A 13,131-nucleotide genomic window follows, 5' to 3' on the forward strand; every position below is an offset into this window, starting at 1 on the left:
CTTAATTTTATTTTTGATTTACAAGCCTAATTCAAGAATTTTAATTAATAAGGTATTTCACTGCAATTATAAACTAAAAATGACGGCAATAAAGCCAAACACAGCACTTTAAACTAATCTTTTTTAGGACTATATTTTTGCCAGGTTTCGATCTTTGCTTTTTGTCTGGCGATATAAGCATCGGCAATTACCTCGGCTGAGCTTGAACCCTCAACCGTTTCGAGCAATTCTTTTAACTTATACTGATCTACATCGGCCTTGTACAAAATCTGAATCAGCTTCGGAAAATCGTTATCAATCAGATAGGCAAATGCATCGACCATCACCTCCCGAAGTTGATTTTCGGACAGGTTTTCGGCGATATCGAAATCTTTGCTGATGATACTAATTAACGACATGGAACAGAATTTATAAGATTACAGGATTTTAGGTTCAAGGTTTATTCGTAAAGTGTTTATTAATTCTGACGTTAGGCCATTTGCATTAAACGAAGAACAACAACACAAAGTTAAATAAACCTGATGGAAATGGCATGCCGATTTTTCTTTGGCATATAATGTACAGCAGGGCTGCAGATGCGATGAAATACAGAACCGTTAGTTTTCAAAGACCCTGAAATAAATCCGATAGCTATCGGATCAGGGTGACACCAGAATTACACCCATTTAATTTCCTGGCAAAGCTCTATTAAAACGCCATTTGTTTGCTTAGGATGAACAAAGCACACCATTTTATTATCGGCACCTTTTTTGGGTGTTTCGTTTAACAACACAAAACCATTGGCTTTCAAGCGTTCCATTTCGGCCAGAATATCATCAACAGCAAAGGCAATATGATGAATCCCCTCTCCTTTTTTTTCCAGAAAGCGGGCAATGACACTATCTTCATCAGTAGCCTCCAGCAGCTCAACCTTGTTCTCGCCGGTTTTAAAAAACGCTGTGTTCACCTGCTCCGAAGCTACCATTTCAGTTTTATAACACGAAGTGTTGAGCAAAAGCTCGTAAAGTGGAACCGACTTATTTAAACTATTTACGGCAATTCCGATATGTTCTATCTTATTCATCGATTTAAAAGGTTGGTTAAATGTAAAAATGCAGGTTTTCTCTATAACCTCATAGCTATTAATTATAATTGTTAGCAAACTTTTTTTGTATCTTTGTATCAATAATCAACAGAATAAAGATGAAACAGCCGATATATTTAGATAATAATGCAACAACACCGTTAGATCCGAGAGTGTTGGAAGCAATGCTACCTTACTTTACTGAGAAATTTGGGAATGCCGCGAGCCGCAATCACGCGTTTGGCTGGGTGGCTGAAGAGGGTGTAGATTATGCTCGTGAACAGGTAGCCAAATTAATCGGCTGTACTGAAAAAGAAATTATTTTTACATCAGGTGCTACTGAGGCCGATAACCTGGCCATTAAAGGTGTATTTGAAATGTACAAAGAAAAAGGTAACCACATTATTACTGCGGTTACTGAGCATAAAGCAGTTTTAGATACCTGCAAACACTTAGAGAAAAACGGTGCACGTGTTACTTATTTAGGTGTTAAAGAAGATGGTTTAATTGATTTAGCTGAATTAGAAGCTGCCATGACACCAGAAACGATTTTAGTTTCGATTATGTATGGTAACAATGAAATCGGCGTAATCCAACCGGTTAAAGAAATTTCGGCTATTGCACACAAACACGGCGCTTTATTTATGACTGATGCTACGCAGGCAGTTGGTAAAATTCCGGTTGATGTAAATGCTGATGGTATTGATTTAATGGCTTTCTCGGCACACAAAATGTACGGACCAAAAGGTGTTGGTGCACTTTATGTACGTCGTAAAGGTCCAAGGGTTAAAGTTACTGCACAAATGGATGGCGGTGGCCACGAACGTGGCATGCGCTCAGGTACTTTAAACGTTCCGGGTATTGTTGGTTTAGGTAAAGCCTGCGAACTTTGCCGTTTAGAGATGGAAAGCGAAACTATTCGTTTGTCAGCTTTACGTGATAAGTTAGAGTCGACTTTAAACAAAATGGAAGAAAGTTATGTTAATGGTAATACACAACACCGTTTACCACACGTAGCCAACATTTCATTCAAATATGTTGAAGGTGAAGGTTTAATGATGGCCATGAGTGATTTAGCAGTATCTTCAGGATCGGCTTGTACTTCTGCTTCTTTAGAACCATCATACGTTTTAAAAAGCTTAGGTTTATCTGATGATTTGGCTCACTCTTCTATCCGTTTTGGTTTAGGAAGATTTACCACTGAAGCAGAAATTGACCAGGCGATTGCCGTAACCGAAAAAGCAGTTAATCACTTAAGAGAACTTTCTCCGCTTTGGGAAATGTTTAAAGAAGGTATTGACTTGAGTAAAATTGAGTGGGCAGAACACTAATACAAGTAAAAAGACTAAAGCAAAAAGCTCAAAGCGAAAAATAATGCTTTAGACTTTGGTCTTTCAGCTTTAAGCAAAAAATAGTAAAAATTACTCTTCTTTGAGAAGAACAAAAAAAATAAAACATGGCATATTCAGAAAAAGTAATTGATCATTACAATAACCCACGTAATGTAGGTACTTTAAATAAAGACAGTAAATTTGTAGGCACTGGGTTAGTTGGTGCACCAGAGTGCGGCGACGTAATGCGTTTACAAATAGAAGTTGGAGAAGATAATGTAATTACCGATGCTAAATTTAAAACATTTGGTTGTGGTTCGGCCATCGCTTCTTCATCTTTAGCAACAGAGTGGTTAAAAGGAAAAACAATTGACGAGGCATTAGCAATCGACAATATGGATATTGTGGAAGAACTGGCTTTACCACCGGTTAAAATCCACTGTTCAGTATTGGCAGAAGATGCAATTAAATCGGCTATTAACGATTACCGCGTTAAAAATGGTTTGGAAGCAATTGCTTTAGAAAAATCACACCACTAATCTAGTAGCAAGTATTAGAGAATCAAGTATCGAGATTTAAATTTCGGCTTCATAATCTCTTGCTACTTGATACTAGATACTTGATACTAAAATACTCAACACCATGATCACAATAACCGATAAGGCAAAAGATAAAATTGATCACTTGATGCAGGACTCTGCGATGGGTTCTGATTACTTTTTACGCGTTTCTGTAAAAGGTGGTGGTTGTTCTGGTTTATCATACAATTTAGATTTCGATAACGAAGAACAAAAAGGCGATCAGTTTTTTGAAGATAAAGGAATTAAGATTGCATTAGATATGAAATCGTTTCTTTACCTGGCCGGAACTGAACTGGATTTTACAGATGGTTTGAACGGAAAAGGTTTCAACTTCGTAAATCCAAATGCAAGCCGTACCTGCGGCTGTGGCGAGAGTTTCTCCGTTTAAGCGAGTTAAAATATTTGACAAAAAGGTTTCATGGCTATGGAACCTTTTTTGCGTTTATGGATTTTATTTTTTCAGACCATTATCATTGGTTTCCCGCAGATTTAACTGATTTAAATCCGCGGATTTAGCAGATTTCAGGTAACAACATATTCACTACCTAACCTAGCTATACCTTCTCCTTAAATTGTGTTATATATAAAGAATTGGCATGATGTAAAATCGCTTTAACCTGCCTTTCTTTCCTGTTTAATCTGCAGAAAATAACTTAGGATCAGCCCAACCAAAAAGTGAAACCTACCTGAGCGCATATCAAATTGTATTTTTAAACCAAAAAGCGTTATAATTGTTAAAATAACGAACACACCAAATTACGAGCATGCCATTAATTAACGAATTTTCAACCGTTCCTACCTTATTAAGGAATGTTGTAAAAAATATACATAAACCTGAAGAAACTTTCCTGATCCACAAACAAAGTAATGAGTGGCTGGAAATTTCTTATGAGGATACCCTTAAAAGAGCTGATGCCGTTTCTGCATTCTTTTTAGAAAAGGGAATCAAAAAAGGAGATCGTTTGGGCTTAATGATCGAAAACTCTCCCGAATATGTGTATTACGATCAGGGCATTCAGCAGATTGGTGTGGTTAACGTGTCTATTTACCCTACATTGTCTGAACAGGAAGTAGCTTATATTATTAATGATTCGGGCATTAAAGCCATTCTGGTAGGGAACAATTTCCTTTATCGCAAAGTATTAAAGGTAGCAGCCAACTGTAAAGAATTAAAATACATTATTCCGGCTTTTAAAGATTTCGAAAAAGTAACGGTTCCAGCCGATGTTCATGTTGAAGTAATTGCTTTTTCTGATATCCTGGCACTTAAACACCAGATTACGGCAGCAGAAAGAGCTGAAATTGATCAATGCAGAAACCAGGTTTTACCGCAGGATGTTTCTTCACTGATTTATACCTCTGGCACCACAGGAACACCTAAAGGCGTAATGCTTACGCACTATAATTTTGTTAAAAACGTAGAGGTTTGTTTGCAGCAGATTCCCGTAATTGATCAGACTGAAACTTTCCTTTCTTTCTTACCACTATCGCACGTATTCGAACGTACAGCTACCTACCACGTATGTTGTGCGCAAGGTTGTAAAATCGCTTTTGCACAAAGCCTGGAGCTATTGGCCAAAAACATGGGCGAAGTACGCCCTACCGTTATGAGTTGCGTGCCGCGTTTACTGGAACGCATCCATGATAAAGCTATTAAATCGGGTACTGCCGGTGGAGGCACCAAAGCCAAAATATTTACCTGGGCGTTGGAAACCGGAAATAAATACCGCGTAGCTAAAGAAGCCGGTAAAAATCCGGGAATGATCCTATCGGCAAAAAAAGGAATTGCCGAGAAACTGGTTTTCAGTAAAATTAAAGAAAAAACCGGTGGCCGTTTAAAATTCATGATTTCGGGTGGCGCTGCCTTGCCTAAAAATGTGGGCGAGTTTTTTGGCGATCTGGGCATTAAAATATTAGAGGGTTTTGGCTTAACCGAAACCTCTCCGGTAATGTCGGTAACCGAATACCACAGACAGGTTTATGGTACTGTCGGGCGGATTATTCCTGGTATTGAAGTGGCTATACAGGATGTGGAGAGCAAAGAAATGATCAGCATCCAAACCCACAATACTTTTAACGAAGAATTTGAATGTGCAGAAGGCGAAGTAATTGTACGTGGCCATTGCGTAATGAAAGGTTATTTCAACAAGCCTGCAGAAACCGCCGAAGCGATTGATAAAGATATGTGGTTCCACACGGGTGATATTGGCCGTTTTTACAAAGGTAACCTGCAAATTACCGATCGTTTGAAAAATATGATCGTAAATGCTTACGGCAAAAATGTTTACCCTACACCGGTTGAAAACATTTACTTAAAAAGCCCTAAAATTGACCAGCTGTTTTTAATTGGCGATAAACGCGAATTTATTACTGCTATCATTATTCCAAACCGCGAAACTTTAGAGGAAACCTTCAAACTGAAGCCTTCATTTTTTGAAGAAGCCGATCCGTTTATCCGCAACCCCGAAATTATGGAATGGATGGAGCAGGATATTAAAAAAATATCCAACGAGCTGGCTAAATTTGAGCGCATTAAGAACTTTAAGATCAAACGTAATCCTTTCAATATAGATGAAGGAGAAATTACGCCAACCATGAAAGTTAAGCGCCGCATTGTAGAAAAGAAATACGCTGAAGCGATTAACGAAATGTATGAAGAAGGCGTAGAAGCAGAATCTTAGAGCAAACATAAAATTTCCCATTTAGGGAACTTTTTCTTATCTTTGTTTTATATTTTATTGAGTGAGAATAATCGCAAAAAAAATACTACGTGATTTCTGGGAAACACATCCGGATTGTGAACAACAACTGAAATCGTGGTTCCAGGAAACAAGTAATGCGAATTGGAAAAAACCCAACGATGTGAAAAGCGATTATCCCAGTGCAAGTATATTAAGCGATAACAGAATTGTGTTTAATATCAAAGGCAATAATTATCGGTTGATTATTAAAATCAATTATGATTACCAAATGATTTGGATACGTTTTATAGGCACTCATGCAGCATACGATAAAATTGATGCAACCAAAATCTGAAAAGGATGAATATTAAGCCAATTAAAAATCAAAATGATTATGATCAGGCCTTAGAACGGCTCGAAGTTATTTTCGATGCGAAGAAAGGCTCTGCAGAAGGTGATGAATTAGAGGTGCTGGCTATTTTAATTGAAAATTATGAGCAAGAGCAATTCCCTATCGGTTTTCCCGATCCAATTGAAGCCATAAAATTCAGGATGGAACAAATGGGTTACAAGCAGAGCGATTTGGCCAAAGTGGTTGGTTTAAAAAGCCGTGCAAGCGAAATACTAAACCGAAAGCGGAAATTATCGCTTGATATGATCAGGCAATTACACGAAAGTTTCAAGATACCAACAGATGTGCTAATTCAGGCATATTAAAATTACCAGCAAGACAAAATAAAACCCTGCAAAATCATTACTTTTGCAAAAAATACCCGAAATGAGTATAGGATTATCAGAACAGGAAATACAAAGACGTGACTCGCTAAAACAACTTCGCGAATTGGGCATCAACCCATACCCTGCCGAGGCTTATGAAATTAATGCCTACGCTGCAGATATTAACGAAAATTACGAAAGAGATAAAACTGCTTACAAGAATATCAGCATTGCCGGACGTATCATGACCCGTCGTATTATGGGTAATGCATCTTTTGCTGAATTGCAGGACTCTACCGGTAGAGTACAACTTTACCTGAAGCGTGATGATTTGTGTCCTGATGAAGATAAAACTTTATACAACACGGTTTTCAAAAAATTACTGGATCTTGGAGACTATGTTGGCGTAAAAGGTTATGTATTTACCACGCAAACTGGTGAAATTTCGGTACATGTTACCTCACTCACAGTATTATCGAAATCATTAAAGCCACTTCCTGTAGTAAAACGTGATGATGATGGCAATATCTACGATGGTTTTACCGATCCGGAATTACGTTATCGCATGCGTTATGTAGATTTAACGGTAAATCCTGATTATAAACAGATTTTCATTAAACGCAGCAAGGTAATTAACAGTATGCGTAATTACTTTGACGAGCAAGGCTGGATGGAAGTGGAAACCCCTATCCTGCAGCCTATTCATGGTGGTGCAGCGGCGCGTCCGTTTGCAACGCACCACAACACTTTAGATATGCCGCTTTACCTGCGTATTGCAAATGAGCTTTATCTCAAAAGATTAATTGTTGCAGGTTTCGATGGTGTTTATGAGTTTGGTAAAATGTTCCGCAATGAAGGGATGGACCGTACACATAATCCGGAGTATACTTCAATGGAAATTTATGTGGCCTATAAAGATTATATCTGGATGATGGCTATGGTAGAAGAATGTTTAGAAAAAGTAGCCATTGCAACCAATGGTTCGGCTGTAGTTAAAGTTGGCGAAAACGAAATCAATTTCGAAGGACCATACGAAAAACTGACCATGTACGAATCAATCCAGAAATATACCGGAATTGATGTTTCGAAAATGACTGAAGAGGAGCTTTTACAAACCTGTGCTTCGTTAGGTATCGAAACTGATTCTACAATGGGTCGTGGAAAATTGGTAGACGAAATTTTCAGTGATAAAGTGGAAGCCAATTTAATTCAGCCTACTTTCATTACCGATTATCCAATCGAAATGACACCGTTGGCTAAAAAGCACCGTACAGCAGAAGGTTTAGTAGAGCGTTTCGAAATTTTTGTAAATGGTAAAGAAATCGGAAATGCTTATTCAGAACTAAACGATCCGATTGATCAGAAAGAACGCTTTGAAGATCAGTTGAAACTGGCCGATCGTGGTGATGCCGAGGCTATGGCAATGGACGACGATTTTGTACGTGCTTTAGAATATGGTATGCCTCCTACCTCGGGTTTAGGCTTTGGTATCGATCGTATCGTTATGCTCATGACTAATCAAAGCACCATTCAGGAAGTTCTTTTCTTCCCGCAAATGCGCCCGGAGAAAAAGAAAATCGAAATGACTGCCGAAGAAAGTGAGTTGTATGCATTGGTAAAGGAAAACGAACAACACCTTTTAACCGATGTAAAAGCAAAATTAACCGACTGGAGCAATAAAAAATGGGATACTACTTTAAAAGGTTTAACCGGTAAAGGAATTTTAAAAGTAGCCAAAACCGACGAAGGTTTATTCTTATCGCATAAATAGTAAATTTGTTAATGTAGCGGTAAAACACCGGCCAGATTTTAACAAAAACATAACATAAACTTAAAAGGCTTGCTAACAATTGTTTAGCAAGCCTTTTCTATATTTACAGCAATCGATAAATAAAAAAGATTGTTATGAATACTTCAAGTTTAGAAATTAACGAAAGAGAATATTGCATCAAATTAAGCAAAGAAGCATTTGATTTAACGCTGGTACGTCAATTAATTAAAAGAATCCAGGCCGAAGCTTTGTTCTTCTCAAGAGTGCAAGCCGAAGAAGATGATATCTTAAGCAAAAGAGCCCAAAGAGAAGAATTTGAAGGTTTTGATTATTTAGGGGATAAATAAAGGTTAACAGTCAACAATATTCAGTTGGCAGTTAACCCATTATAATATTTACTCGTTAATCAATCTCCAGACTCCCCTCTACCGAGTCATCCATGGTTTTTCCTGTAATTACAGATGCTGCCATTTTTAAGAAGGCTACAGCTGTACCATGTTTAGTATCCCAATAATATCCTTCGGATGGAATTACCTTGATTAAGGTAATGTTTGGGTCGTCTTTTCCTCCCTGAAACCAGGTTTTGATTAACGGGCTCCACAGCTCATCAATTTTTGCCTGATCGCGGCTGATTTCGGAAATCCCGTAAATATTTACAAAGCCTGAATGTGCACTGGCCTGAAAAAACAAATGCGTGAATGGATCGGCGGCCAGCTCTTCATTTTTATGACTGTCTTTCATACTCATAAACCAGATATTGCCATCGTCATCTACCTGCTGAATGGCCATTGGCCTTACCGATAAAGGCACACCCGTTTTAATATTGGTGCAAAAGAAACAACTCTCAGCTTTCTCTGCCAGCTCACGAAGTTTTTCAACAGCGCTTTTTCCACCTAAATCTTTAATATTTTCTTCTTCCTGGGTACGGTTTGTACTCCCCTCTTGTGATGTTGCCATAATGTAGGTTTTATTTAAAGTACAAGAAACAAAGCACTTTGGTTTTAACAATCTCAAAGTGAGCACATCCAATTTGTACCATCGAACAGAAAGCATTAACTTTAATTTATCGTATAATATGAGTAAAACCAGGCCCAATCCCTTTAAAGCGAAAATTGATATTATTGGTATAAATCCTTTTGTATTTGTACCTGAAGCATATTTAAGTTACCTCTTTGAACAAGCAGGTAAAGAAAAGGGAAAAATACCTGTGCGGATGAAAATAGACGGGCATGAGTTTAAACAAACGCTCGTTAAATATGCCAGTACCTGGCGTTTATACCTTAACACACCTATGCGTAAAGCCGCAGGAAAAGAAGTTGGCGATGAAGCTGTTTTTGAAATCGAATTTGATGCCGAAGAACGCACTATTACTGCACACCCCAGGCTTTTACAGGCTTTGGCAGAAAATGCTGCAGCTAAGGCCATTTTCGAGCAGCAAGCTCCTTATCTGCAACTCGAAATTATCAGGTACATCAATCATTTAAAAACGGAAGAATCGATAGAGCGGAATGTTAAGAAGGCTGTTCAGTTTCTTTTGGGTAAAGAGCGCTTTATCGGGAGAGATGGAATTTAAGGAAGTCAGGTTTTTAAAAACCTGACTTCCCTGAACATGAATTATAAGTCGGTTTTACAACAACCCACGTTTTTTAAGCATAGGCTTAATATCAGGATTATGCCCCCTGAAATTGAAAAACATTTTACCCAGATCTTCGGTATTTCCTTTAGATAAAATCATATCCCTAAACCGTTGGCCATTGGCCCTGGTTAAGCCTCCATTTTCCTGAAACCAGGAATAAGCATCGTTCTCGAGCATTGAAGTCCAGCTGTAGGCGTAATAACCGGCTGCATAACCGTTACTCCAAATGTGTAGAAAATAACTCGAACGGTAACGCGGTGGAACATAAGATAAATTCAAATTTGTTTTCTTTAAAGCATCGGCCTCAAACTGATCTACATCCTGTAAAGGCGAGCCAGCCGGAAGTGTATGCCATTGCATATCCAAATCAGCGGCTGCCAAAGCCTCTGTAAAAATATAACCCTGGTTAAACGAGCTTGCTTTTTTAATCTTATCTAATAATGCTTGTGGCATTTGTGCTCCGGTTTGGTAGTGAAGGGCATAGTTTTTCAATATTTTCGGATCAGAAGCCCAGTGCTCGTTAAACTGAGATGGGAATTCGACATAATCGCGGGCAACATTGGTACCTGAAAGGCTTGGATATTGCTGATTGGCAAATAAACCATGCAAACCATGCCCAAACTCATGGAACATGGTGGTTACATCATCAAAACTAATCAAAGCTGGCTTTCCAGCCTCAGGTTTATTAAAATTGCAGACATTGTAAATTACCGGAATGGTGCCAAATAATTTAGATTGTGGAACCAGGTTATCCATCCAGGCGCCACCATCTTTGTTATCGCGTTTGTAGTAATCGCAATAAAACAAGCCCAATTGCTTGCCATCTTTGTCCATCACATCAAAAACACGTACATCTTCCTGATAAACCGGTAAATCTTTACGTTCTTTAAAGGTTATACCATAAAGCTGTGTTGCAGCATAAAATACGCCGTTAACAAGTACTTTATTTAATTCGAAATAAGGCTTAACTTCATTTTCATCCAAATCGTATTTTGCCTTACGCACCTGCTCAGCATAAAAATCCCAGTCCCAGGGTTCTAGTTTAAAACCACCCTTTTGCTGATCGATTACTGCTTGTATATCTGCTGCCTCAGCTTTTGCTTTCGCAGTAGCAGCCGGAATAACCTTACTAAAAAAATCTTCGACCGCTTCTGGTGTCTTAGCCATCTGATTTTGCAATTTCCAGGCTGCATAGTTTTTAAAACCTAATAAGGCCGCCTGCGTAGAACGGATTTGTGCTATTCTGGAAATGATTTTACGGGTATCATTTGCATCGCCTTTTTCTGCCCTGGTCCATGATTTATTAAAAAGTTCTTCTCTTTTCGCGCGATCGGTCATCGATTGCAGTTCGGGTTGTTGGGTGGTATTTTTTAAACCTTTGCCTGCGGCCTGCAACTGTGCCGTAAACTTAGCGCTCAAAGTAGCCTCTTCTTTATTCAGCTCTTTCAGTTTATTTTTATCAGCATCAGATAATTTCGCGCCTGCCAGTTCAAATTTCTGGTAATAATATTCCAGTAAACGCAAAGATTCTGCATCCAGTTTAAGTTGATCCTTCTGCTTAAACAGCGTTTCTACTCGTTTAAAAAGCCTGGTATTTAAGTAAATGGCATCGGTATTTGCGGTTAATTTAGGTGCTTCCTCCTCTTTAACCTTTTGCAGTTCGGGGTTGGTATTGGCACCTGTTAACAAGGTAAAAACCATATTTACACGACTCAGCAGCTGACCGCTTTTCTCCAGCGCCAGAATGGTATTTTCAAAACTTGGCGCTTCGGGTTGATCGGCAATCTTTTGGATTTCTTCCATTTGCTGCTTCATACCAGCTTCCAGCGCGGGCTTAAAATCGCCGTTTTTAATTTTATCGAATGCTGGCGCCTGAAAAGGAAGTTCGCTGGCCTTAAAAAAGGGATTAGCAGACGAAAAGCTTTCACTACTGCTTTCGCCGTTTTTAGGGCTATTACAGGCACCTAAAATGGTTAAAAAAGTCAGCATGGGTAAATAAGATACTTTTTTCATGAATATTTAAAAGTTTAGTATCCATAAAAATAATAAATTATCGGCTGCAATTTTCAATAAACAAAACCTGATTGAAACAAAAAAGCCATTCCGGTTAAGAAATGGCTTTTAAATTTTAGCGGTAACGAACTTGCTGCTGCTTATCCATCATCCCCATCTGATCTTTCATCTGCTTAATCTGATCGGCCAATAGTTTGTTTTTATCGGCCTTTTTAGCTTCGGCCAGATACATGGTTGCTTCGCGTTTATTGCGTTTTGCCATTGCAATACCAGCTAAACTCAATTTAGCCAGGGCAACGTTATGATCCATTTGCATACCTAAGCTTAATGCAGCTTTAAAATATTTTTCCGATTTCATTGGTGCAGTCCTGCTTTCAATTAAACCGATTAATAAGTTATAATAACCATGTTGTACTCTAATTAACTGACTTTCGTAATTGGTAATGCGATCTAAAAACTGTTTTGCTTTAGGCATATTATCTTTTCTTAAAAACCATTGTGCCAAAAGCATGTTTTCATTAAAGAAATAAGTTACCAATACAATTATTCCCAATAAAATGGCAACAATGCCCCAAGGCCAGAAGCCGAAAACAAATAAAGCTATTGCACCTCCCAATAAAGCAAACCCCGCAATTAATCTGATAATATTTGGCATAAATTCTATTCTAATTATTTTTTTGCAAATATCGTGTTTAAATGGCAGAATTTAGATTTTAAAACAATAATTTCATTAAAAATTTCAAAGACTTAAAAAACCAGCTCAATACTATGAAAATCATCCTTTCTATAACACTAATTATACTTGCCATGAATGTTTCTGCTCAAGAAGTCAATAAAAAAATCCACGATTCGGTTCACAATAAAGATATCCTGATTAATGCCTGTACGCGCGAAGGCATTACTACCTTCCCCGAGTTTAAGGAAATGTACGATCCGCTATATAAAGCTTATGTGCCAGATGCAGCAACCATGATCGAACTGAAAAAACTAATCAAAAACGAAAAGATTAAAATTGTTTTCGGCACCTGGTGTGGTGATAGTAAAGTAAATGTGCCCAATTTCTTAAAAGTGCTTGATGATTTACACTTTAAACAAAAAAACGTAGAATTTATAGCTGTCGATGGCAACAAAAAAGCAGAAAACGGCATATTAGACGGTTTAGAGATTTTAAGGGTACCAACTTTTATTGTTTACGATAAAAAAGGAAAAGAATTGGGAAGAATTATTGAGGGACCTAAAGCCACACTGGAAGCTGATTTATTGGCGATTTACCAAAAGAAACCATAGTTGAGGTTTGTTAGATAATGATTGATAGCTGATAGCTTAACTTCACTATCA

At 38.0% G+C, this 13,131-nt stretch carries 15 protein-coding genes; 10 read left to right on the plus strand and 5 right to left on the minus strand.

Annotated features, from left to right (window positions below; genetic code table 11):
* Positions 1–113 precede the first annotated feature (113 nt).
* Together OC25_RS11835 and mce are read right to left on the minus strand one after the other, a co-directional pair.
* A complete protein-coding gene (locus OC25_RS11835; protein ID WP_039476192.1) occupies positions 114–398 on the minus strand; it encodes a hypothetical protein in 285 nt (94 codons plus the stop codon).
* Positions 399–655: 257 nt separating this feature from the next.
* Positions 656–1,063: a methylmalonyl-CoA epimerase gene (gene mce / locus OC25_RS11840; protein ID WP_039476195.1), complete on the minus strand. Its 408-nt coding sequence runs from the start codon at positions 1,061–1,063 to the stop codon at positions 656–658.
* A 119-nt stretch (positions 1,064–1,182) separates the two neighbouring features.
* Here mce and OC25_RS11845 point away from each other — a divergent pair, with 119 nt between their 5' ends.
* The 8 genes from OC25_RS11845 (at position 1,183) to OC25_RS11880 (ending at position 8,491) form a co-directional block, all read left to right on the plus strand.
* A complete protein-coding gene (locus OC25_RS11845; RefSeq protein WP_039476197.1) occupies positions 1,183–2,394 on the plus strand; it encodes an IscS subfamily cysteine desulfurase in 1,212 nt (403 codons plus the stop codon).
* A 125-nt stretch (positions 2,395–2,519) separates the two neighbouring features.
* Complete coding sequence (gene iscU / locus OC25_RS11850) at positions 2,520–2,933, plus strand: Fe-S cluster assembly scaffold IscU (protein WP_039476200.1); 414 nt, start codon at positions 2,520–2,522, stop codon at positions 2,931–2,933.
* A gap of 103 nt (positions 2,934–3,036) precedes the next feature.
* Positions 3,037–3,363, plus strand: a complete 327-nt coding sequence (locus tag OC25_RS11855; protein WP_039476203.1) for a HesB/IscA family protein — start codon at positions 3,037–3,039, stop codon at positions 3,361–3,363.
* Positions 3,364–3,739: 376 nt separating this feature from the next.
* Positions 3,740–5,656, plus strand: a complete 1,917-nt coding sequence (locus OC25_RS11860; RefSeq protein ID WP_039476206.1) for an AMP-dependent synthetase/ligase — start codon at positions 3,740–3,742, stop codon at positions 5,654–5,656.
* A gap of 61 nt (positions 5,657–5,717) precedes the next feature.
* A complete protein-coding gene (locus tag OC25_RS11865; RefSeq protein ID WP_039476210.1) occupies positions 5,718–6,011 on the plus strand; it encodes a type II toxin-antitoxin system HigB family toxin in 294 nt (97 codons plus the stop codon).
* A gap of 5 nt (positions 6,012–6,016) precedes the next feature.
* Positions 6,017–6,373, plus strand: a complete 357-nt coding sequence (locus OC25_RS11870) for a helix-turn-helix domain-containing protein (protein WP_039476212.1) — start codon at positions 6,017–6,019, stop codon at positions 6,371–6,373.
* Between the two features lie 61 nt (positions 6,374–6,434).
* A complete protein-coding gene (gene lysS / locus OC25_RS11875; protein ID WP_039476215.1) occupies positions 6,435–8,144 on the plus strand; it encodes a lysine--tRNA ligase in 1,710 nt (569 codons plus the stop codon).
* Positions 8,145–8,278: 134 nt separating this feature from the next.
* Positions 8,279–8,491, plus strand: coding sequence for a hypothetical protein (locus OC25_RS11880; protein ID WP_039476219.1), 213 nt, complete (start codon positions 8,279–8,281; stop codon positions 8,489–8,491).
* Between the two features lie 55 nt (positions 8,492–8,546).
* On the opposite strand, the gene OC25_RS11885 is transcribed toward OC25_RS11880, so the two are convergent.
* On the minus strand, positions 8,547–9,101 hold the full coding sequence (locus OC25_RS11885; protein WP_039476221.1) for a pyridoxamine 5'-phosphate oxidase family protein: 555 nt from the start codon (positions 9,099–9,101) through the stop codon (positions 8,547–8,549).
* Positions 9,102–9,219: 118 nt separating this feature from the next.
* Between OC25_RS11885 and OC25_RS11890 the strand changes: the two genes are divergently transcribed.
* Complete coding sequence (locus tag OC25_RS11890; RefSeq protein ID WP_039476223.1) at positions 9,220–9,717, plus strand: DUF1905 domain-containing protein; 498 nt, start codon at positions 9,220–9,222, stop codon at positions 9,715–9,717.
* A 54-nt stretch (positions 9,718–9,771) separates the two neighbouring features.
* On the opposite strand, the gene OC25_RS11895 is transcribed toward OC25_RS11890, so the two are convergent.
* Together OC25_RS11895 and OC25_RS11900 are read right to left on the minus strand one after the other, a co-directional pair.
* Entirely contained in the window at positions 9,772–11,793 is a 2,022-nt protein-coding gene (locus tag OC25_RS11895) for a M3 family metallopeptidase (protein WP_039476226.1), read from the minus strand.
* A 115-nt stretch (positions 11,794–11,908) separates the two neighbouring features.
* Positions 11,909–12,448, minus strand: coding sequence for a YgaP family membrane protein (locus OC25_RS11900; protein WP_039476229.1), 540 nt, complete (start codon positions 12,446–12,448; stop codon positions 11,909–11,911).
* Between the two features lie 113 nt (positions 12,449–12,561).
* Here OC25_RS11900 and OC25_RS11905 point away from each other — a divergent pair, with 113 nt between their 5' ends.
* Positions 12,562–13,080 carry a thioredoxin family protein gene (locus OC25_RS11905; RefSeq protein WP_039476232.1) on the plus strand — a complete coding sequence of 173 codons (519 nt, stop codon included), beginning with the start codon at positions 12,562–12,564 and terminating at the stop codon, positions 13,078–13,080.
* Positions 13,081–13,131 lie beyond the last annotated feature (51 nt).

The sequence above is a fragment of the Pedobacter kyungheensis genome, from assembly GCF_000812965.1.
Taxonomy (GTDB): Bacteria; Bacteroidota; Bacteroidia; order Sphingobacteriales; family Sphingobacteriaceae; genus Pedobacter; species Pedobacter kyungheensis.

What these genes read in the sequence shown, in the direction of transcription:
- OC25_RS11900 (WP_039476229.1), bottom strand. Translation starts at nt 12,448, where the DNA reads ATGCCAAATATTATCAGATTAATTGCGGGGTTTGCTTTATTGGGAGGT.
- OC25_RS11835 (WP_039476192.1), bottom strand. Translation starts at nt 398, where the DNA reads ATGTCGTTAATTAGTATCATCAGCAAAGATTTCGATATCGCCGAAAAC.
- OC25_RS11890 (WP_039476223.1), top strand. Translation starts at nt 9,220, where the DNA reads ATGAGTAAAACCAGGCCCAATCCCTTTAAAGCGAAAATTGATATTATT.
- OC25_RS11845 (WP_039476197.1), top strand. Translation starts at nt 1,183, where the DNA reads ATGAAACAGCCGATATATTTAGATAATAATGCAACAACACCGTTAGAT.
- OC25_RS11880 (WP_039476219.1), top strand. Translation starts at nt 8,279, where the DNA reads ATGAATACTTCAAGTTTAGAAATTAACGAAAGAGAATATTGCATCAAA.
- mce (WP_039476195.1), bottom strand. Translation starts at nt 1,063, where the DNA reads ATGAATAAGATAGAACATATCGGAATTGCCGTAAATAGTTTAAATAAG.
- lysS (WP_039476215.1), top strand. Translation starts at nt 6,435, where the DNA reads ATGAGTATAGGATTATCAGAACAGGAAATACAAAGACGTGACTCGCTA.
- OC25_RS11855 (WP_039476203.1), top strand. Translation starts at nt 3,037, where the DNA reads ATGATCACAATAACCGATAAGGCAAAAGATAAAATTGATCACTTGATG.
- OC25_RS11885 (WP_039476221.1), bottom strand. Translation starts at nt 9,101, where the DNA reads ATGGCAACATCACAAGAGGGGAGTACAAACCGTACCCAGGAAGAAGAA.
- OC25_RS11870 (WP_039476212.1), top strand. Translation starts at nt 6,017, where the DNA reads ATGAATATTAAGCCAATTAAAAATCAAAATGATTATGATCAGGCCTTA.
- iscU (WP_039476200.1), top strand. Translation starts at nt 2,520, where the DNA reads ATGGCATATTCAGAAAAAGTAATTGATCATTACAATAACCCACGTAAT.
- OC25_RS11860 (WP_039476206.1), top strand. Translation starts at nt 3,740, where the DNA reads ATGCCATTAATTAACGAATTTTCAACCGTTCCTACCTTATTAAGGAAT.
- OC25_RS11895 (WP_039476226.1), bottom strand. Translation starts at nt 11,793, where the DNA reads ATGAAAAAAGTATCTTATTTACCCATGCTGACTTTTTTAACCATTTTA.
- OC25_RS11905 (WP_039476232.1), top strand. Translation starts at nt 12,562, where the DNA reads ATGAAAATCATCCTTTCTATAACACTAATTATACTTGCCATGAATGTT.